Raw genomic sequence first — 18,743 nt, 5'->3', positions numbered from 1 at the left:
GTCGCGCGTGACCGCCTCGGAACCGAGCGGGCCCGGCGAACCCGGCTCCGGTCCCGGCTTCGCGGTCTGTCTGACTCACGACGTGGACCGCCCGTACAAGACGTATCAGGGGTTGTACTACGCGGCGAAGTCGAACCCCGGCTACCACCTTCGGACGCTCCTCCGGCGGGAGAACCCCTACTGGCAGTTCGAGGATATCGTGGCGCTCGAACGCGACCTCGGCGTCCGCTCGTCGTTCTACTTCCTCAACGAGCCGAGCCTCCTCGAAACGGGGTCGCTGTCGGACTGGCTCGAACCGAAAAACTGGGTCGAGCACCTCGGCCGGTACGACCTCGATTCGGCGTCGATAGCCGACGCCGTCCGCGACCTCGACGAGGGAGGCTGGGAGGTCGGCATCCACGGCTCGTTCCGGTCGTGCGACGACTTCGACCGCCTCCGGACCGAGAAGCGCGAACTCGAAGCGGTGCTCGGCCACGAGGTCGTCGGCGGCCGCCAGCACCACCTCAAACTCGGGCCGAACACGTGGCGCTACCACCGCGAACTCGGCCTGAAGTACGACGCCAGTCCCGGGTCGAGTTCGGAACACGGCTTCCAACACGGTTACCGGCCGTTCAGACCCTTCGACGACGACTTCGTCGTCTTCCCGCTGACGCTGATGGAGGTGTCGCTTCCCGACCCCGGGTCGGCGTTCGACGAGGCGTGGGCCGAGTGCGAGCGCCTCCTCGACGAGGCCGAGGCGAACGACGCCGTGATGACGGTGCTGTGGCACCCGCGGTACTTCAACGAAGACGAGTTCCCCGGCTACCGCCGGCTCTACCGCCGCATCGTCGAACGGGCGCTCGACCGCGGCGCGTGGGTCGGCCCCGTCGCGGACTACTACCGCGAGTTCCTCGCCGAGCGCGATTCCAGCGACTCCGACGATGCCGGCGAGGAATCGGACGGGAGAGCGACCGACAGCGCGACTACCGACAACGCGACCGCCGGCGGCGCGAACCGCTCGCTCTCGCCGTAGAATCCGGCGTCGTCGGTCGGTATCGGCCCCATAACAAAGCCACGAGCGGGCGACCTCTCGGACAGCCAACACCCTTCAGAGAGGCTATTCTGTACCATGAAACAACCAACGCAGTATCACCGCGACGGGGACGACGCGGCCGACACGGAACGACTCCAGCGGTACGTCGACGTGCTCGACGACGTGCTCGACTACGCCCGCGACCGCGACTACAAGGGTTGGGACTACGGCGACGGCATGAGTAGCAGGCTCCTGCTTTCGGTCCCCATCGACAACCGCTGGTTCAACCTCGCGGTCCAGGAGTTCATCAAGCGCTCGCCCGTCAACGTCCGCCCGCTGTTCCTCGTGGAGCAACGCCGGAATTTCAAGGGCATCACGCTGTTCGCCATGGCGAACCGGACCCGCGCCCAGTTGGCCGAGTGGTTCGACGGCGACCGCCCGGCGGAGACGTACCGCGAGGACGCGGCGGCGCTGACGGAGTGGCTCGTCGAGAACCAGGCCAAAGGATACAGCGGCTTCGCCGGCAGCCACCGCCACGTCATCCAGCACATCTCCGGTCGCAACGGCCCGCGGTCGGGGATTCCGCACTCACCGAACATCGTCTCGACGGCCTACGGCGTCAAGGCGCTCCTCGCGGGCCGGGAGTTCGACCCCGACTACCCGGACATCGCCAAGACCGCCGTGGACGTGATGCTCGACGACCTCAACTACCGGCCGAAAGACGACGGCGCGGTCATGGACTACTACCTCTCGCACCCGAAGGACAGCTACACGCTCAACGCGCTGGCCATCGGCGCGCGGCTGTTCGTCGAGCTGTACGACCACTTCGGTGACGAGGAACTGCTCGAACGCGCCGAGAAGGTGTACGACTTCGTCGCGTCGAAGCAGACCGACCGCGGCGGGTGGTACTACCGCGAGCCCGCGAGCGCCTCGCATCTCTCGATGGACAACCACCACAACGGCTTCATCATCGAGTGCTTCCAGCGCTACGAGCAGGTCGTCGAAAGCGGCCGGTACGACGAGACGCTCGCCCGCGGCCTCGACTTCTACGCCCGCGAGCTGTTCGACGAGGACGGCGCGCCCAACTTCGACGAGGAAAACCCCTACCCCCGAGACATCCACGCGACGGCGCAGGGCATCCTCGTGTTCACCTACGCCGGGCAGTACGACCGCGCCGAGCGCGCCATCGACTGGGCGCTCGCGAACATGTACGTCCCGTCCGAGGGGCGGTTCTACTTCCGCAAACACCGCTTTTACACCAAGCGCATGACGCTCATGCGGTGGTGTCAGGCGTGGATGGCCTACGCCATCGCCGAGTACGTGGCCACCAGAATCTCCGGGGTACCGACGCACGGCTACGGCATCGACGCCGACGGTATCGAGCGCCTACGGGCGGCGGCAGAGAGTCCCTGACGGCGTGTAGGCCGGCGCGAACGCCGGCTAGTCGCTTCATAACAAATCCCCGTCCTCCCGTCACAGTAGTTCGAGAATGTCTTTTCGAATGATACACGCCGACGCGACCCGGCCGAATCGCGGGTCGATTTACGGGGCCGCCGAATCGGCCGGTGAATCAGCTTATTTCGGCCGGTTCTGTCGGTCCGGACGCCTCGGAGGCGTCGCCCGGAACCGATGCTGTCGACGACAACGGACGCAGTGCGAAGACCGCCGGTCGGCCCGCAGTCTATGACCATCGAAATCGTCGAGTTCGACGACCGCGACCGCGACGAGTGGGACACGTACGTCGAGCGGTCGAGTCAGGCCAGCCTCTTTCACCAGTACGAGGCGCTTCGGCTCCAAGCGAACTACTCGAACTCGAAGCTCCACCTGCTGGTCGGCTACAAGACCGAGGAGCCGGTCGGCCTGTTCCCCGTCTTCGAGATTCGAAAGGGGCTGGTCAAGACGGCGTTCTCGCCGCCGCCGCACATCGGCGTCCCCTACCTCGGACCGGTGATGCTCGACGCCGGCAACATCAAGAGCCGGAAGTTCGAGCGCCGCCGGAACCAGTTCATCGACGGCTGTACCGAGTGGCTGGGCGAACACATCGGCCCGAGCTACACGCACGTCCGCGTCGGTGACTACTACACCGACATGCGGACGTTCCTGTGGGGCGGCTGCGACGTGTCGCCGAAGTACACCTACAACGTCGACCTGACCCGCGGCGAGGACGACCTCCTCATGTCGTTCAGCCGGAGCGCCCGCCGGAACATCCGCGACGGTCGAAAGCTCGTCTCGGGTATCGAGGAGGGCGACCGCGACGACATCTGTTCGATTCTCACGCTGGTCAAGAACCGCTACGAGGAACAGGAGTTGTCGTTCGACGTGCCGCCGCAGTTCGTCATGGACCTGTACGACGCGCTTCCGACGGGGCAGGTCCGGCCCTACGTCTTCCGGTACGACGGGGCGTTCGTGAGCGGAATCGTCGTCCTCCAGTACGGGGACACGCTCTACCGCTGGCTCGGCGGCGTCCGTCCCCAGTTCGATTTCGGCATCGATGTCAACGACCTACTGGACTGGCGCATCATGCGCGACGGCATGGACGCCGGGATGCGCCGCTACGACCTCGTCGGCGCGAACAACCGCCGGCTCAACCGCTACAAGAGCAAGTACAACCCCGAACTCGTCACGTTCTACCAGATAGAACACGGCGCGCTCCCGGTCAGAACCATCGCGCACCTGTACAAGAGCCGCCTCGGCCCCGGCATCGAGATGCTGTCCCGGGGAAACGGGACGAGCCTCCCGTCGCGGCTCGTCTCGGGGTTCCTCCACCGATGACGACCCATCCGACGTACCGCCCGACGCACCGACCGACGCGTCAACCTACGCACCGACCGATGACCACCCACCCACACGACCACGACACATGTCACAACTCCGTATCGAACCCCTGAGCCTCGACGAGTGGGGAGCCGCGCTCCCCGCGTCGGGCACCGAAGTCTTCCACACCCCCGCGGTGCTCGCCGCCATCGACGAGCACTTCGACGGCGAAATGCACCTGTTCGGCGTCTTCAAGGGCCAAGAGCCGGTCGCGCTGTTCCCGACGTTCGTCCGCCGAAACCCCCTCGGACGGGTCGTCGTCTCGCCGCCGCCGTCGATGGCGATTCCGTACATCGGCCCGGTGATGATGCCGAGCAGCCCGAAACAGAGCGCCTACGAGTCGGTGAACCGCGAGTTCGCTGACCTCGTGGTCGAGGAGCTCGGCATCCGCTCGAACCGGACGTTCGTCCGCCTGCTCTGTTCGCCGGCGTACCTCGACCCCCGCCCGTTCGAGTGGACCGGCTTCGCGGTCAAACCCTCGTTTACCTACCGGCTCGACCTCGACGGGCGCTCGCTCGACGAGATACAGGCCCGGTTCAGCAGCAGCCTCCGACGCGAGATTCGACAGGCGCGCGAACTCGACATCACCATCGCGGACGAGGGACTCGACGGCGCTCGCGTCGTCTACGACGACGTGGTCTCGCGGTACGACGAGCAGGACGAACCGTTCGGGATGCCGTGGGAGTTCGTCGAGTCGCTGGTCGAGAACCTCGGCGACCGGTGCCGGGTGTACGTCGCCCGCGACCCCGACGGCGAGTATCTCAGCGGGATGATAGTCCCCTTCTCCGCCGAGGTGGGCTACTTCTGGCTCGGCGGCGCGCGCGGGGAGTACGACGGCGTCAGCATCAACAGCCTGCTCCACTGGACCATCATCGAGGACATCGTCGAGGACGAGGCGCTCGCGTCGGTCACGAAGTACGACCTCGTCGGCGCGAACACGGAGCGGCTCTGCAACTACAAATCCAAGTTCGGCGGCGAACTCGTCCCGTACTACGTCGTCGAGTCGACCGGCGTCGGGATGAACCTCGCAAAGCGGACCTACCAGCTCCTGAACAAGGGGTCGGAGCGAATCGCCACGAAGTGAGTCGTCGGGGTCACACGACGCGCCGCAGCGCCCGCGAGACGCGGGCGACCGCGCTCACGCCATCTGCTGTGTTTGGATGACGTGCCAGATGTTCTCGGCGTCGTCGGTGATACCGTACACCCGCCCTTTTCGGCGCTGTTCCGGGACGAGCAGTTCCACGAGCGAGCGGTCTCTGAGTTCCTGTAACGCCCGCGAGACGTGGGCGACCGCGCTCTCGGAGTCGGTGGCGATTTGCGTCGGCGTCGCCGGCCCCTCCGAGAGTCTATCGAGAACGGAGACGCGGTAGCGAGAGCTGATGACGAAGCCCACGTCGTCCCACGGCACGTCGTCGGTTCCACCGACGGAGCTCACGCAACGCTCACCTCGCTTAGGGCGGCGGGGCGGTCGGCGGTCGTGACAGCCAACGAGGACGGGACCGCCGACCGTGACAGAGACGAAACTACCGAAAACAGACGAGTTAACGGAACGTTAACCGCGATGTCGGCGGGTGCCCGGCGTGCCGGCCGCATCGGTTCGGTGCGCATTCGTTCGTTAGTACGAACTTAATTACATAAAGTCATCGTTTGAATTATATTCGTCTATTCCTGAGTGTCTCGGTTTTGTGGATGTCACGCTGACAGGAGTTCGGTCGAGCGGCCGTCGGCATGGAGTAGGCTCGGCGGTCGACGACGACGCGGCGGTGCAGCGGCGCGGCGACGCGGGGGAGGACGCGACCTCGGCTCAGAATCCGGAATAGCTACGGCGACCGGCGGAAATGCACGACTCGATGACCGACTCCTCGTCTTCGCTTCGAATCCTCCTCACCAACGACGACGGCATCGACGCGCCCGGCATCGCCGCCATGCGCGAGGAACTCACCGCCGTCGGCGACGTGACCGTCGTCGCGCCCGCCGAGAACCAAAGCGGCGTCGGCCGCGCCCGCAACGAACACGCGGTCCGCCGCGACCACCCGTGGGGGTACGCTCTCGAAGGAACCCCCGCGGACTGCGTCGCCTACGCCCTTCGCGGCCTCGACGCCGACTTCGATATCGTCGTCTCCGGTATCAACGACGGCCCGAACGCGGGCAACTACGTCGTCGGCCGGTCGGGAACCGTCGGCGCGGGCGTCGAGGCCGCGTTCCTCGGGACGCCCGCCATCGCCGTCTCCAGCTACCACGCCCGGGACTTCTTCTGTCACCCGCCCGAAGAGTACGACTTCTCCCGCCCCGCGCGGGTCGCCCGCGCCCTGACCGAGCGCGTCTTCGGCACCGACGTGTTCGACGAAGTCGACCTCCTGAACGTCAACGCCCCCGCCGACGTGCCGAGCCCCCGGATGCGCGTGACCCGCCCCTTCGCGGACTACGACCAGCAGGTCGACCACGACCCGGACGCCGGCGCGCTCCCGGACGGCGACCGCGAGCACGACCTCGACGACGACGAGGTGTACGTCCGGTTACAGGACATTTCGTGGCCGGACTCCGTCGGCTTCGAGAACCCGTTCCCGCTCGACGACGAACACCGCGACCGCTATCCGGTCGGGAGCGACCGCCGCGCGATGGTCGACGGTGAGGTAAGCGTCTCGCCCCTCGCGGTCCACCACGGCCACGCGACGGACCCGCGGCTGGCGAGCATCGTCGAGAGCCTCTCCGAACAGGTGGAGTAGCGCGGAAGTCAGCCGGAAGCGACCGCGTTACGACCGCGCCAACTGCCCGGTCTGCGAGAGGTACGCGGCGAGGTCCGACGTGGCAACCATCCCGATGACGCCCTCCTCCTCGTCGACGACGGGCATGTGGTGAAAGCCGTGTTCTGTCATCGACTCTGCGACGGAGAGGATGGAGTCCTGCGCGCCCGCGGTGATGACGTCCGTGGTCATGTACCGCTCGACGGTCGTCTGCGCTTTCGGCTGGCTCTTGGCGACGATGTCGACGAAGTCCGTCGTCGTCAGGATGCCTTCGAGCCGGTTGTTCTCGTCGACGACGATGACCGAACTGATGTTGTTGTCGAGAATCAACTGCGCCGCGTCTTCGACGAGCGTGTCTGGCGTGACCGTGTGGAGAGTCGTGGACATGAGTCTCGCGACGAATACGTCTTCCATGGTAATTGCTGACAGACGGGGCGGATAAATGTTGGCTTCGCGTACAGTTTCGTGGGGGGTACATCGGGATGACGACCGCGGGCCCCGGCCGCGACTGCCCCCGCCGCGGGGCTTAATTCCCCGGCGACGTAACCGAGGCTATGGGAAGCACACAGACTGCGACGTTCGGCGGCGGCTGTTTCTGGTGCGTCGAAGCCGCGTTCAAGGAACTCGACGGCATCAGCGAGGTCACCTCTGGCTACGCCGGTGGCGAGACGGAGAACCCGAGCTACGAGCAGGTCTGTTCGGGGAGTACCGGCCACGCCGAGGTCGTGCAGGTCGACTACGACCCCGCGGTCGTCGGCTACGACGAACTGCTCGACGTGTTCTTCGCGGTCCACGACCCGACCCAACTCAACCGACAGGGGCCGGACGTGGGGACGCAGTACCGCTCTATCGTCCTGTTCCACGACGACGACCAGAAGCGACAGGCGTCGGCCTACATCGAGGCGCTTGACGAGGAGTACGACGACGAGGTGGTCACGGAGTTAGTTCCGCTTGAGACCTTCTACGAGGCGGAGGAACACCACCAGGACTACTTCGAGAAAAACCCCAACGACGCCTACTGCCAGTTCCACGCGAGCCCGAAAGTCGAGAAAGTCCGCGAGAAGTTCGCCGACAAACTCGCCAACTGAGCCGGCGCGGCGACCGAGGAACACCACGATGTCCGCAGTATTCTACCGATAGCGCCGCTGAATATTCGATTTCTGGTGAAATAGTGACCCGTGCAACGTCGGAGGCGGCGTTCGAACAGTCGAAACCGGGCGGACTTCGAGCGCGGTGGAACCCGTGAGGAGAGCGCGGACAGTCGGGGCAGTCTGAACAGTCAAAGCGGTCTCGACAGTCAGAGCAGTTCGAACGGTGCGAACAGCGAAGGCAGTCGAAACCGTCCACGCGGTTCGAACCGCTCACGAATTCCGTACTGCTCCCGAATTTTAGAAGGCATACACGGTCCACAAATTGTAGAAATTGTAGATTCTTTAGGCAGTCTGCACCGCGTGAGATTCGTACACTGTGAGAACAGCAAAGAATGCGAGCGATGCCCGAGAATCGCACACGGTGAGCGAAGTAGAGAGTTCTCAGGCCGGAACGGAGGCGAGTCACCGGCCGTCGACGGCCGAACGTTTACAATTTGTAGAAATTGTAGAAATTATAAAGAGTTCAGAATGTAGACGAAGTCCCAACGGTTCAAAAGTCGTGGATAAAATTATGTGGCATGCCGCAGAACGTCCGTTCGAGCCTCCAGATGTCCGCACAGTCCGCAGTTCAGACGGAGTTTGCACCGCCCAAACAGCAGACACAGCGTAGACTGTGTACAATGTGTGAACATCGCGTTCCGCGGGAGGGCAGATAGGTGTCGCGAGCCGTGAGCGTCTCCCTCCAGAAGGGCGGAGTCGGAAAGACGACGATAGCCATCAACCTCGCCGACGCGCTCGCCGCGCGGGGGAACGACGTGCTGTTGGTCGACCTCGACCAACAGGGGAACGCGACCGAGGGCGTCGGGCTGAAAGACGACTACGAGTCGTTGGAGCCGAACATCGGCGACGTGCTGACCGACGACGACCCCATCGACGTGCGCGAAGTGATACGCGACCGCGAGGGCTTCGACGTGCTCCCGTCTCACGTCGACCTCGACGACATCGAAGACCGCGTTCGGAACTCGACGTTCGGCATGCTCTGGGTCCGTCGTCGAATCGTCGACCCGCTTCTCGGCGACGACTACGACTACATCGTCATCGACTCGCCGCCGAGCCTCGGCCCGCTGTCCGACGCGGCGCTCATCGGAACCGGGAACGTCGTCGTCCCGCTCCTCATGAGCGAGCCGAGCGTGAGCGGCTTCGAACGGATGTTCGAACAACAGATCGGCCCGATTCGCCGCGAGGTCGACCTCGACATCCTCGCTATCGTCCCGAACGACCTCACCGGAAACAACGAGGAAAAACGGATCATCCGCGACCTCGAAGACTCGCCCTTCGAGCAGTTCATCCCGCCGTTCGCCCGCTCGGACCTGTTCGACGACCCCGACTCCAAGGGGCCGGGCATCAGACACCGAATCGCGTTCAGTCGCGCCTGGCGCGACGGGAAGACCCTCCGAGAGTACGACCCGTCGAACGACATGTTAGACCGGCTCGACCGGCTCGCGGAAATCGTCGAGCACGGAGGGACCGACGATGCCTAAGGAGAACCGATTCGCCGGCCTCGGCGAGGCGATGGAATCCGAGTCGGAACCGGACGCAGAATCCGACGACGAGCAGACCGCGGACGAGGGCACCACTGACAAATCCGAGAAGTCGGAACCCGAACCAGCGGTCGAATCCGAATCCGAGGGCGACTCTGCGCCCGACTCGAAAGCCGAATCCGACCCGGAGTCAGACGAAGCGAGCGAGAGCGATGACGCGGGCGAAGGCAGCGAAGTCGTTGAGAGGAACGACGGCGACGAAGCCGAAGAGGCAACTGAATCGAACGCCGAGACAGACGGCGCAGAAAGCGCCGTCGACACGGAGCAGGCGACGGAGACGGCGGACGGCCCGGCGTTCGAGTTCGAGGCGACGACCGCAAAGAGCATCTACGTCCGAACCGCGACGCTCGACCGACTTGACGACGCCGAGTTCGAAGTCGAGTCGCTCCTCCGCCGAGAACACGACGTGCGCGACCTGACCGGCCGCGAGTTCCACGACGCGCTCGTCCGCGTCGCCGCCGAGTACCCCGAAGAAATCGCCGATGCCGTCCTCGAAACGCGAGACGAATGAATGAGTGAGTGAGCGAGACGTGGAAAATCGAGAGGAATCGACTCGAACACCCGAATAACAGCGGACAATGTGGTGTTCGAGACGGAAGGCGACACCCGACCGTCGAAGCAGTCGGCGACAGTCGGAGCCGAATCCGACGCGAATTCGATGCGAATCCGACGCGAATCTAAGACGAACGGCGGTCGAACACCGGGGCGTCCGCTGTTGTCGCAGCGATGGTACGGACGCCGGTTTCGAACGTCGAAAAAACGCGAAACCGAACACCAGTATGTCCGCTGTTGTGCCGATACCGAGCCACGAAGAAGGCCGCTACCGGTGAAACAGTCCGTCGCGACGGGACGGCAACACGATAATGTCCGCAGTTCTAGTAAGCGGCGAAAATAGCCGATTTACTGCGGACATTGTGGTGTTCCAAACGTTCGGAGGAAGTAACGAAGGTGAGCATCGCGTCCAGCCGAACACGCGCTTCTGCGAGACTAGTCATATTACAGTCAGTTCCGTGGTGCGGTGGAGAGCCGTTCCGACGGGCCGGGCGGAGGGCAACACCACGATGTCCGCAGTAGTCCGTGTCGGAGTGGGTGGGTTACTGCTCGATGAAGTCGTCGAGCGTGCTCGTCTTGTCGCCGTCGAGGAACGGTTCGACCGTCTCGTGAACGCCGACGAGTTCGATGGTGTCGCGCATGGCCGAGACGATAAGCCCGACGTCCATATCGAGGGCGTATTCGCGGTACGTCCCGCCGCGTCGACCCTCGTTTCGCTCGGTGACGGAGACGATACCGAGCATCGCGAGCTCGCTGAGGTGGTCGCGCATCCGCCGCGGGACGAGCGGGTCGCGGTTGGCGAGTTCGGTAAACCGGGTGTAGCGGGGGCGAACGTCGCGGGAGCGAATCGGCGTCTCGTCCTCCAGTTCGAGCGTCAAAAGCGAGTAGAGCACGAGGTGGCCGTGTTCGGTGAGTCCGTTGATTCCCTCCTTGATGCGGCCGCGTTCGAGGGCCCGCCGGCCACGTTTGACGTGCTCTTCTTCGATGCGGTCGGTGTCGTCGTCGCGGGCCAAATCGCCGGCTTTCATCAACAGGTCGATGGATTGGCGGGCGTCCCCGGCGTCTTTCGCGCCGTAGGCGGCACAGAGCGGAATCACCTCGTCGGAGAGGACGCCCTCGCGGAACGCCACTTTCGCGCGCTGTTCGAGGATGGCCCGGAGGTTCTTGGCGTTGTACGCCGGGAAGTGAATCTCCTGTTCGCACAGGGAGCTTTTGACCTTCGGCGAGAGGTCATCGCGGAACGAGAAGTCGTTGGAGATGCCGATGAGTCCGACCTTCGCCGCGTCGAGGTTCCCATTGGCCCGCGCTCGCGGAAGTTGGTAGAGGATGCTGTCGTCGTTGACGTGGTCGATCTCGTCGAGGACGATGATTATCGTCCCGCCGCAGTCGTCGAGTTCCTGCCAGAGCATCTCGTAGACGGAGCCGAGCGGGTAGCCCGTCGTGCTAATCTGGTTCGACTCCGACCGGAACTCGTTGACGAGGCGGGTCGCAATCTGATACGAACTCGTGAGTCCGTCGCAGTTCAGGAAGACGACGGTGAGGTGGATGTCGTCGTAGTGGCTCGCGTCCTCGCGGAGGTGACCGAGTAAGTACCGCGACGCGGCGGTCTTGCCGACGCCGGTCTTCCCGTAGAGGAAGATGTTGTTGGGCTGTTCGCCGTTGATGACCGGTTGCAGCGCAGCCTGGAAGGTGCGGAGTTCCTCGTCACGCCCCACGAGTTCCTCGGGCTGGTAGTCCTCGCGGAGGGCGTCCCGGTCCCGATAGATCTCGGTGTCCCGCTCGAATAGGGGCATACTACCACGGTTCGACCACTTCATTGATAAAACCACCGCGTCCGGAGTGTCCGCTGTTCTCGCTCTTTATATACTTAGGCGGGGACACACCCCCTCCACTTTGTCCGCTGTTCTGGGAGACGACGGTAACCGGTGGAACAAGTGGACGAGTTTGTTTGTCTTGATATAGAGAAAGATTTATAATACTGTAACTTAAACTAAGTCCGTAGTACAGACAAATATACTAGTTATATAGCAGCTGTTTGAGGACGGCTTGTTTTATTCGACTGTCTTTGAATCTAAACTAACTTCCCCGATTGGAAATCCGTGGGAAAGAGCCGTCTCACGCCGACGGGGGGTACCGCTTCGCACCGAGAACAGCGGACAAAGTGGTGTGAGTGTTCCCCGTCGCACCAACCGTCTCGTCTTCACACTCCCATTCGTCGAGAACAGCGGACAACGTGGTGTCTGTGTCAACACTCACCGAACACGTCTCGGCCGCTCGTCGACGCGGGTCGTCACACAATCGCGTGGTTTGTCTCGTCCGGTCGAGTCGACTGACTTCGTCGCTCGTCTTCGGTTACCGACGGAATCCGTTCTCCGTGGTTCTCTGTGACTCTACGAAGTTCCGTGAGCCGGTAAAAGCGTCTTTTTAGGGGCTGAGACGACGAACAACTGCGGACGAAGTGGTGTTGTAGGGGAATCGTGGATGACCTCGTCACCGCCTGCTCTCAGCGACGACTCAGTGTCGACTCGGTGGCCACCCAACGACGAACCGGCGATGGCCGACCGCGAACATGGCCCCCAACGGAATCTCCACCGAAACCTCGAACCGTGTTTGTGAGTCGTTATCACGACGTATCTTCCTCTCTTGGCGGCCAAACTGTCGGAAAACAGCGGACAACGTGGTGTTCGAAACTGCAATCACTCCGTTTCAATGCTGTGACATTTGCTATCACGAGTATCCGATAAGTTATCCGTCTCCGTCCCTGAGCAAGAATGTGAGTGAAAATCAAGGGCGTCGAAACCTTCGAATGCCCAACGACAACGAGCTGTTCGCAGTCGTCACAGAACACAACGGTGGCAACCACGTCCGAATCCGCTGTGAAGACGGAAAGAACCGCATGGGCCGCATCCCCGGCCGAATGAAGTACCGCACGTGGATCAACGAGGGCGACGTCGTGCTCGTCGAACCGTGGGACTGGCAGGACGAGAAAGCCAACATCGAATGGCGCTACACCGGCGAGGACGCGGACCAGCTTCGGCGCGAAGGCCACATTCAGTAATCATTTTCTCCGAAAGGAGAGTTTATCTCGCCTGACGACCAGCCGCGGCTCTACGATAGCCTCGGAGTTTCTCTCCAACGATACTCACTTCACGCCGACCGACCAGAACAGCGGACATAGTGGTGTTGTTCTCGTCGCGGTCCGCGGCGGACCGCATCGGGTGTCCGCTTCGATTCTGCGCTCGCCTCACTCGAACACGTCGACGAACCGCGGCGCGGAGAGCGCCCGCAGGTCGTCCGGCGTGAGTTGGAACACGGCTTCGGGGGTTCCCGCAGCGGCCCAAATCCGGTCGAACGACTCGAACGTCGGGTCCGCGAGCACGGGGCAGTCCGTCGCGTGGCAGGTCGGCGGTACGCCGCCGATGCTCCAGCCGGTCGCCGCTTTCACTTCGTCGGGGTTGGCGCTTCGAACCGAGCCCTGTTCGGCATCGAACTCGGAGCCGAGCGAGGCTTCGTCAACGCGGTTCGCACCGCTCGTGAGGACGACAACCGTCTCGTCGCCCACGCGCATCACGATGCTCTTGACGATTTGGGCGACGTCGCAGCCGACGGCCGCAGCCGCGTCGTCGGCCGTCTTGGTTCCCTCGGGGAACTCCTCGATGGTCGCTTCGAAGCCGTGAGAATCGCGTACTCGGTCGGCAAACTTGCGTGCCGTGGGATGCATGCTCAGGGCTTCCACGTCGGTGGATATGAACGTTTACCGCCGTGGCAGATACTGCGCTGCACTCACCACTCTCCGTCAAGTCCGTCGCGAAGCGCCGCCACGTCCGACTCGTCGTTGAAATTGTGGAACGACGCCCGGACCGCCGTCGGTTCGGGAAGCGTCCGGACGACAACCCCCGCCGATTTGAGCCGTTCGACCGTCCCCTCCGGGTCAGGGACTTCGAAGGAAACCAGCCCCGACTCTGGGTCGTGCGGGCTCAACAGCCGTCCCTCCGGGACGGTTTCGATGAACCGGCTTGCGAGGTCGCGAACGTGTTCCTCGGTTCGGTCGAGGCCGACGCGCTCGGCGATGTCGATAGCCTCTCGGAGCGCGACGTGCGGCGCGGGGTTGGTGGTTCCGACCTCGAAGCGTTTCGCTCCGGGCGCGAAGTCGAGCCCGTCGGCGTTCGGCTCCGTGACGCCGCGGTAGCCGACGGCGTGCGGTTCGACGCCCTCCGCGACCTCGCGCCGGACGTAGAGGAAGCCCGCGCCCCACGGCCCGAGCAGCCACTTGTGGCCCGCGCCGGCGACGATGTCAGCTCCCCAGTCGTCCACGGCGACGGGGTACTGGCCGAACGACTGGACCGCGTCGACCACCGACAGCGCGCCGGCGTCGCGGGCGATATCGGTGAGTTCGCGCACGGGGAGTCGCGTCCCGTAGTTCCACGTTAGGGCGCTGAAACAGACGAGTTTGGCGTCGCTGACGGCCTCGGCGTACTGGTCCATATCGAGCCGCCCTGCCTCGCTCTCGACGACGCGGACTTCGACCCCCTCGCGTTCGAGTCGCCGCCACGGGAGGATGCCGGCCGGGTGTTCGAGGTCGGTTCGGACGACCACGTCGCCCGGCTCCCAGTCGAGCGCGGTGGCGATGCGGTTGATGCCGTCGGTGGTACTCTGGGTCAGCGCCACCTCCTCCGTTTCGGCACCGATGAACGCGGCCACGTCCTCGCGGACGGCCTCGTAGGCGTCGAACGCGGTCGGATAGGGGCCGTCGTCGCCCGGCGATTCGTACTCGTGGTATTCGAGGAACTCGGTCGCGCGCTCCACGATGGGGCGCGGACTCGGGCCGTGCGCGCCGGTGTTGAGATACGTGACGTCGTCGAGAGCCGGAATCGTCGTTCGGAGTTCGTCGGGTGTCATAGTGCGTTATCGGGTGTCATCGGAGGTGTTTTCTCGTCGGTTGCGCCGCGAAGGAGTCGTGTCTGCTGGTGATACGCCCGTCGAATCAAACGTTCTGGTACCACTATCGAATTGCCGCAACAACTCGTCGGGGAGGCGGGCGTACACCTCGGCGTTGCCGACGAGCGCCTCGACGGTGGTGAACTCGTCGACCGCGTGCGCCGTCTCGGTCCCCAGACCGAACTCGACGGTCGGGACGCCAGCGTTTCGCATTCGCTTCGCGTCGCCGCCGCCGGTCGCGCTCCGGCGGTACACGCGCCCGCCGGTGACGCCTTCAACGACCGAGACCACGGCGTTCGCCAGCGCGCTGTCGGGGTCTTCGAACGTCCCGACCGACCAGTCCGCGTCCGAAATCTCGACGCCGTCGTGACCGGCGACGACCTCCCGAACGCGGTCGAGCACCGCCGCCGTCTCGACGCCCGCCGTCACGCGAATATCGAGTTTCGCCCGCGCCGTATCGGGGACGACGTTCACCCGGTCGCCGCCCGAGAGGACGCCCAGATTGACCGACGGCCGCTCGAACAGCTCTCGCGCCGCGTCCGCGCCGAACCGCGGCGCGTAGTACTCGACGGACTCGTCGACGAGCGCCCGCACCGCGGGGTCGAACTCGAACCGGTAATCAGCGAGCGTCGATTCGATGTCGCTCACGGCGCGGCAGAGCCGGTGAATCGCGTTCTCACCGAGCATCGGTCGGGAGCCGTGGGCGGCGGTCCCCGTCGCTTCGAGTTCCAACCAGATGCTCCCCCGGTCCGCGACGGTCACCGAGTGGCGGTCGCTCTCGCAGGTCGTCTCGCCGATGACGCAGGCGTCCGCGGCGAGCCCGCGCCGGTCGAGCAGCGTCGGCAGCCCCGCGCTCCCGGCGACTTCCTCGTCGCTGACGAACGCGAACACGAGGGTCGTCGCCGGCGTCGTGTCGGTTTCGACGTACGCGTTCGCCACCGCGAGCATCGCGGCGACTGCTCCCTTCATGTCGGTCGCGCCGCGCCCGTAGAGCCGGTTTCCCGCCCGCCCACCGAGCGGGTCGCGCGTCCACTCGGCCGCCTCGAACGGGACCGTATCGAGGTGTCCCAACAGGACGAGCGTTCGGTCTGTCGCGCCCGGGAGCGTCGCCACGAGATTCGGCTTCGTCGGGTCCGAGGCGACGCGCTCGGTCTCGATACCGAGCTCCGAAAAGAACGATTCGACCCACGACGCGAGGTCCCGCGTGTCTCCCGGCGGGTTCTGCGTGTCGTGGCCGACGAGCGTCTCCGCGAGGTCGACGACGTCCTCGCGGTGCTCGCGGAGGGAGGCGACGACGGCGGGTGGGTCGCTGGACATGAATTCTCTGTCCGGATGTACGTACTGACGACGAATAAGTTTGTGCTAAAAACACAATACCGGTGGGGCGAGATACGGGTGCCTCTGTGGGACAGGTCCGAAAGAAATCGTCACTCCGAGTGGGGGAGGGTGGGGTGCGGTGCTGATTCCGGTATCAGGCGTTGTAGGTCCACCGCTGGAGGGTCGCGGAGTTGGAGCCGGATTCGGAGGTCCAGACGATGCGGACGGTGTCGCCGTTTTCGAACCCATCGCTTGCAGTGTCGTCTTGGACGACGACGGACTCACCCGCGCTGATGGTGTCTGAGCCGAGGCTCGACCACTTGTTTGCGTCACTAGCATCACTGACGTTGACATTTCCCGCGATAGTGACTAAATCGCCGTCAATCTGCGCGCCGCTTTCGTGCGTGATGGTCAGTTCCGTCTGCCCGTCGTAGTCGAACGTGAAGCTCGCTTGGGGAGCGGTGTCGCCGACCTGGTCGCCGAGACCGAGGACGAAGGTGCCGATGACGGCCGCGAGGATGACGGTAATCGCGACCATGAGGATGACGCCGATGACCGGCGAGACTGCGCGGGACTCCGTGAAGATTCTCTTGATTTGCATAGTTGTGTTTCTCCTAGGTGTGCCGGACGAGAGGCGACCGTTGAGAAAAATTCGAATCGGTCCTCGAACGCCTGCGTTCTAACCTAACAGATTGCCTGACGTTCTCCGAAGCTATAAACTAGTATTGAGAAGGCGTTTCACGTCTCATGCGTGATTCGTACCAGAATCGGCTGGTGCTGCCGCTCACGGAGTGACGTTCGAAAAATCGAGGTTCGGTTGGCTGTGTCGCCGCGGACCGTTTAGTGCGTGTACGTTTGTAGGGTCGCGGAGTTGGAGCCGGACTCGGAGGTCCAGACGAGGCGCACTTCGTCGCCGTCGTCGAGCGAGCCGCCGAACGTGACTTCGATACTGTCACCGGCATCCATGTTGCCGTCACTGTCTCCGTCGTTGTCGACCGTACTGCTGGTCTCGTCCGAAGTTTCAGACACGCTCAGACTCTCGAAGTCGATTGCGTCACCGCTTTCGTGCGTGATGGTCACGGTGTCGATACCGTCGTAGTCGAAGCTGAAGCTCGCCTGCGGGGCGGTGTCACCGACCTGGTCGCCGAGACCGAGGACGAAGGTACCGATGACGGCCGCGAGGATGACGGTAATCGCGACCATGAGGATGACGCCGATGACCGGCGAGACTGCGCGTGATTCGCTAAGGAAGTTCTTGATATCCATTGTTCTACCCAGGACCGGCCTCTGACCCACCCACCTCGTGCCCACCTGCACGGGACTTCGAGCGGCCACATGTTCCGGCTCCTGTTGGCCTTCCGTATGTTCCGGATATATTTAATTTCGCAGCGGCTTACCGGTCTATTCGAGGGGTTAGGGCGCTCCTAACCGCCGAATTCGGGATTTAAGCCGTTCCATCCCACCTGCGTACCACCCGAAGGGGCGGTCGGTGCTGAACCGCCGACCTGACGCGCTACACACGCGAATCCGACTCTCTCGCTCGCGCGACGCACCCGCTCGAACTGTTGCGCTCCCGATTTCTGCGGACATGGTGGTGTGGGTTCGGGAGGGTGTCGGCCGCGGCGCGCGTCCCATACGCGTCGCTCACGCGACTCGAAACGCCGAGGCGGTCGAAAACGTCGGGAAAACGGCCTACTGGGAGGCGTTCCAGAAGCGCGGCGTCGACTCGAAATCTATCTTCGCGTCGGAGGGCGCGCGCTCGTAGAGCGCGTCGTGGACGGCCTCGTAGGCCGCGTGCGGGCCTTCCTGTGCGAGTTTCGGGTGGTCGCGCGTGTCGAAGACGACGCGCCACGTCCCGTTCGTGAGGTGCAGTCCGAGGATGTACTTCCCGCGGACGTTCACGACCAGTTGGTAGGCGTGCTGGACCGTCTCGCCGTCGCGTTCGATGTTGTAGCCGCGGACGGCGACGGCCTGCTGAATCGCCTCCTTCGTCTCGAGTTCGGCGACGAACGATTTGGGGACGGCCCGTCCGGGGAGCGACTCGACGAACGGTTCGCTCACGGTCGCACCACCTCGCGTCGCGCACCTGTCGGTTCCATCGTACCCTATCTGGGCGGCCGAGCGGGTATATGCGATACGGTCTCCGGCGGCGCGGGTCCGGACACCGACCGACTCGCGTCGCCCCGCGTTCCGAGCGAAGCGCCTTTGGGGCTCTGCGCGCGCAGACGAACCGTGAACTCCAGCGCACACCACGTCGGTCTCACCGTCTGCGACCTCGATTCGACGCTCGAATTCTACCGCGACGCGCTCGACCTGCCGGTCGTCTCTCGCTTCGAAGTCGGCGGCGAGGAGTTCGCCACCGCCGTCTCCGTCGACGGCGCGTCGGCGCGCTTCGCCCACCTCGACGGCGGCGACGTGCGCGTCGAACTCGTCGAGTACGACCCGGTCGGCACCGACACCGACGAACCGACGCTCAACCGTCCCGGCGCGACCCACCTCGGGCTCTCGGTCGAGGACGTCGACGCCGCGGTCGCTCAACTCCCGGCCGACGCCGAGACGCTCAGCGAACCGCAGACGACCGAAACCGGCACGCGAATCGCGTTCGTCCGCGACCCCGAAGGGAATCTCGTCGAACTCCTCGACGCCTGACCCGGCCGCTTCGTTCGACGGGCTC

The 18,743-nt window shown here is 64.2% G+C and carries 19 protein-coding genes; 10 read left to right on the top strand and 9 right to left on the bottom strand.

Annotated features, from left to right (window positions below; genetic code table 11):
- The first annotated feature begins 7 nt into the window (after positions 1-7).
- The 4 genes from ACSR87_RS17730 (at position 8) to ACSR87_RS17715 (ending at position 4,910) form a co-directional block, all read left to right on the top strand.
- A complete protein-coding gene (locus ACSR87_RS17730; RefSeq protein ID WP_498531527.1) occupies positions 8-1,012 on the top strand; it encodes a polysaccharide deacetylase family protein in 1,005 nt (334 codons plus the stop codon).
- Positions 1,013-1,108: 96 nt separating this feature from the next.
- A complete protein-coding gene (locus ACSR87_RS17725; protein ID WP_498531526.1) occupies positions 1,109-2,425 on the top strand; it encodes an antibiotic ABC transporter permease in 1,317 nt (438 codons plus the stop codon).
- 270 nt (positions 2,426-2,695) lie between these two features.
- Entirely contained in the window at positions 2,696-3,784 is a 1,089-nt protein-coding gene (locus tag ACSR87_RS17720) for a lipid II:glycine glycyltransferase FemX (protein ID WP_498531525.1), read from the top strand.
- An 88-nt stretch (positions 3,785-3,872) separates the two neighbouring features.
- Entirely contained in the window at positions 3,873-4,910 is a 1,038-nt protein-coding gene (locus ACSR87_RS17715; protein WP_498531524.1) for a lipid II:glycine glycyltransferase FemX, read from the top strand.
- A 54-nt stretch (positions 4,911-4,964) separates the two neighbouring features.
- Here ACSR87_RS17715 and ACSR87_RS17710 read toward each other — a convergent pair whose 3' ends face one another.
- Positions 4,965-5,261, bottom strand: coding sequence for a winged helix-turn-helix domain-containing protein (locus ACSR87_RS17710; RefSeq protein ID WP_004043146.1), 297 nt, complete (start codon positions 5,259-5,261; stop codon positions 4,965-4,967).
- Positions 5,262-5,664: 403 nt separating this feature from the next.
- On the opposite strand from ACSR87_RS17710, the gene surE reads away from it, so the two are divergent.
- Positions 5,665-6,552 carry a 5'/3'-nucleotidase SurE gene (gene surE / locus ACSR87_RS17705; RefSeq protein ID WP_498531523.1) on the top strand — a complete coding sequence of 296 codons (888 nt, stop codon included), beginning with the start codon at positions 5,665-5,667 and terminating at the stop codon, positions 6,550-6,552.
- A gap of 27 nt (positions 6,553-6,579) precedes the next feature.
- Here surE and ACSR87_RS17700 read toward each other — a convergent pair whose 3' ends face one another.
- Positions 6,580-6,984, bottom strand: a complete 405-nt coding sequence (locus ACSR87_RS17700; protein WP_498531522.1) for a CBS domain-containing protein — start codon at positions 6,982-6,984, stop codon at positions 6,580-6,582.
- Positions 6,985-7,124: 140 nt separating this feature from the next.
- Here ACSR87_RS17700 and msrA point away from each other — a divergent pair, with 140 nt between their 5' ends.
- The 3 genes from msrA (at position 7,125) to ACSR87_RS17685 (ending at position 9,773) form a co-directional block, all read left to right on the top strand.
- Positions 7,125-7,658 (top strand): peptide-methionine (S)-S-oxide reductase MsrA, encoded by a 534-nt coding sequence (gene msrA / locus ACSR87_RS17695; protein WP_008572415.1) that lies wholly within the window; start codon positions 7,125-7,127, stop codon positions 7,656-7,658.
- A gap of 719 nt (positions 7,659-8,377) precedes the next feature.
- Entirely contained in the window at positions 8,378-9,202 is an 825-nt protein-coding gene (locus ACSR87_RS17690) for a ParA family protein (RefSeq protein ID WP_004040993.1), read from the top strand.
- Positions 9,195-9,773, top strand: a complete 579-nt coding sequence (locus tag ACSR87_RS17685) for a DUF7970 domain-containing protein (RefSeq protein ID WP_498531521.1) — start codon at positions 9,195-9,197, stop codon at positions 9,771-9,773. The genes ACSR87_RS17690 and ACSR87_RS17685 overlap by 8 nt, the downstream gene beginning before the upstream one ends.
- A gap of 583 nt (positions 9,774-10,356) precedes the next feature.
- On the opposite strand, the gene ACSR87_RS17680 is transcribed toward ACSR87_RS17685, so the two are convergent.
- The gene (locus ACSR87_RS17680; RefSeq protein WP_004040991.1) at positions 10,357-11,607 is read right to left on the bottom strand and encodes an orc1/cdc6 family replication initiation protein; all 1,251 of its coding nucleotides are present in this window, start codon (positions 11,605-11,607) and stop codon (positions 10,357-10,359) included.
- Between the two features lie 980 nt (positions 11,608-12,587).
- On the opposite strand from ACSR87_RS17680, the gene eif1A reads away from it, so the two are divergent.
- The gene (gene eif1A / locus ACSR87_RS17675; protein WP_013035036.1) at positions 12,588-12,872 is read left to right on the top strand and encodes a translation initiation factor eIF-1A; all 285 of its coding nucleotides are present in this window, start codon (positions 12,588-12,590) and stop codon (positions 12,870-12,872) included.
- 186 nt (positions 12,873-13,058) lie between these two features.
- On the opposite strand, the gene ACSR87_RS17670 is transcribed toward eif1A, so the two are convergent.
- The 6 genes from ACSR87_RS17670 to ACSR87_RS17645 all read right to left on the bottom strand — a co-directional run bounded on the left by ACSR87_RS17670 (position 13,059) and on the right by ACSR87_RS17645 (position 18,130).
- The gene (locus tag ACSR87_RS17670) at positions 13,059-13,535 is read right to left on the bottom strand and encodes a YbaK/EbsC family protein (protein WP_498531520.1); all 477 of its coding nucleotides are present in this window, start codon (positions 13,533-13,535) and stop codon (positions 13,059-13,061) included.
- Positions 13,536-13,597: 62 nt separating this feature from the next.
- A complete protein-coding gene (locus ACSR87_RS17665; RefSeq protein ID WP_498531519.1) occupies positions 13,598-14,713 on the bottom strand; it encodes an aminotransferase class V-fold PLP-dependent enzyme in 1,116 nt (371 codons plus the stop codon).
- 6 nt (positions 14,714-14,719) lie between these two features.
- Complete coding sequence (locus ACSR87_RS17660) at positions 14,720-16,069, bottom strand: M20 family metallopeptidase (RefSeq protein ID WP_498531518.1); 1,350 nt, start codon at positions 16,067-16,069, stop codon at positions 14,720-14,722.
- A 154-nt stretch (positions 16,070-16,223) separates the two neighbouring features.
- Positions 16,224-16,670: a type IV pilin domain-containing protein gene (locus tag ACSR87_RS17655; protein WP_498531517.1), complete on the bottom strand. Its 447-nt coding sequence runs from the start codon at positions 16,668-16,670 to the stop codon at positions 16,224-16,226.
- A gap of 239 nt (positions 16,671-16,909) precedes the next feature.
- A complete protein-coding gene (locus ACSR87_RS17650) occupies positions 16,910-17,335 on the bottom strand; it encodes a type IV pilin domain-containing protein (RefSeq protein WP_498531516.1) in 426 nt (141 codons plus the stop codon).
- A gap of 426 nt (positions 17,336-17,761) precedes the next feature.
- Positions 17,762-18,130 carry a DUF7964 domain-containing protein gene (locus ACSR87_RS17645; protein WP_498531515.1) on the bottom strand — a complete coding sequence of 123 codons (369 nt, stop codon included), beginning with the start codon at positions 18,128-18,130 and terminating at the stop codon, positions 17,762-17,764.
- Positions 18,131-18,301: 171 nt separating this feature from the next.
- On the opposite strand from ACSR87_RS17645, the gene ACSR87_RS17640 reads away from it, so the two are divergent.
- Complete coding sequence (locus ACSR87_RS17640) at positions 18,302-18,718, top strand: VOC family protein (protein ID WP_498531514.1); 417 nt, start codon at positions 18,302-18,304, stop codon at positions 18,716-18,718.
- Positions 18,719-18,743 lie beyond the last annotated feature (25 nt).

The sequence above is a fragment of the Haloferax sp. SDI50 genome, from assembly GCF_059802635.1.
This window is presented reverse-complemented; position numbering and strand designations above follow the sequence as displayed.

Excerpts from the sequence above, each read along its gene's own strand:
- ACSR87_RS17725 (WP_498531526.1), top strand. The coding sequence starts at position 1,109 with ATGAAACAACCAACGCAGTATCACCGCGACGGGGACGACGCGGCCGAC.
- ACSR87_RS17720 (WP_498531525.1), top strand. The coding sequence starts at position 2,696 with ATGACCATCGAAATCGTCGAGTTCGACGACCGCGACCGCGACGAGTGG.
- ACSR87_RS17715 (WP_498531524.1), top strand. The coding sequence starts at position 3,873 with ATGTCACAACTCCGTATCGAACCCCTGAGCCTCGACGAGTGGGGAGCC.
- surE (WP_498531523.1), top strand. The coding sequence starts at position 5,665 with ATGCACGACTCGATGACCGACTCCTCGTCTTCGCTTCGAATCCTCCTC.
- ACSR87_RS17700 (WP_498531522.1), bottom strand. The coding sequence starts at position 6,984 with ATGGAAGACGTATTCGTCGCGAGACTCATGTCCACGACTCTCCACACG.
- msrA (WP_008572415.1), top strand. The coding sequence starts at position 7,125 with ATGGGAAGCACACAGACTGCGACGTTCGGCGGCGGCTGTTTCTGGTGC.
- ACSR87_RS17685 (WP_498531521.1), top strand. The coding sequence starts at position 9,195 with ATGCCTAAGGAGAACCGATTCGCCGGCCTCGGCGAGGCGATGGAATCC.
- ACSR87_RS17680 (WP_004040991.1), bottom strand. The coding sequence starts at position 11,607 with ATGCCCCTATTCGAGCGGGACACCGAGATCTATCGGGACCGGGACGCC.
- ACSR87_RS17670 (WP_498531520.1), bottom strand. The coding sequence starts at position 13,535 with ATGCATCCCACGGCACGCAAGTTTGCCGACCGAGTACGCGATTCTCAC.
- ACSR87_RS17665 (WP_498531519.1), bottom strand. The coding sequence starts at position 14,713 with ATGACACCCGACGAACTCCGAACGACGATTCCGGCTCTCGACGACGTC.
- ACSR87_RS17660 (WP_498531518.1), bottom strand. The coding sequence starts at position 16,069 with ATGTCCAGCGACCCACCCGCCGTCGTCGCCTCCCTCCGCGAGCACCGC.
- ACSR87_RS17655 (WP_498531517.1), bottom strand. The coding sequence starts at position 16,670 with ATGCAAATCAAGAGAATCTTCACGGAGTCCCGCGCAGTCTCGCCGGTC.
- ACSR87_RS17650 (WP_498531516.1), bottom strand. The coding sequence starts at position 17,335 with ATGGATATCAAGAACTTCCTTAGCGAATCACGCGCAGTCTCGCCGGTC.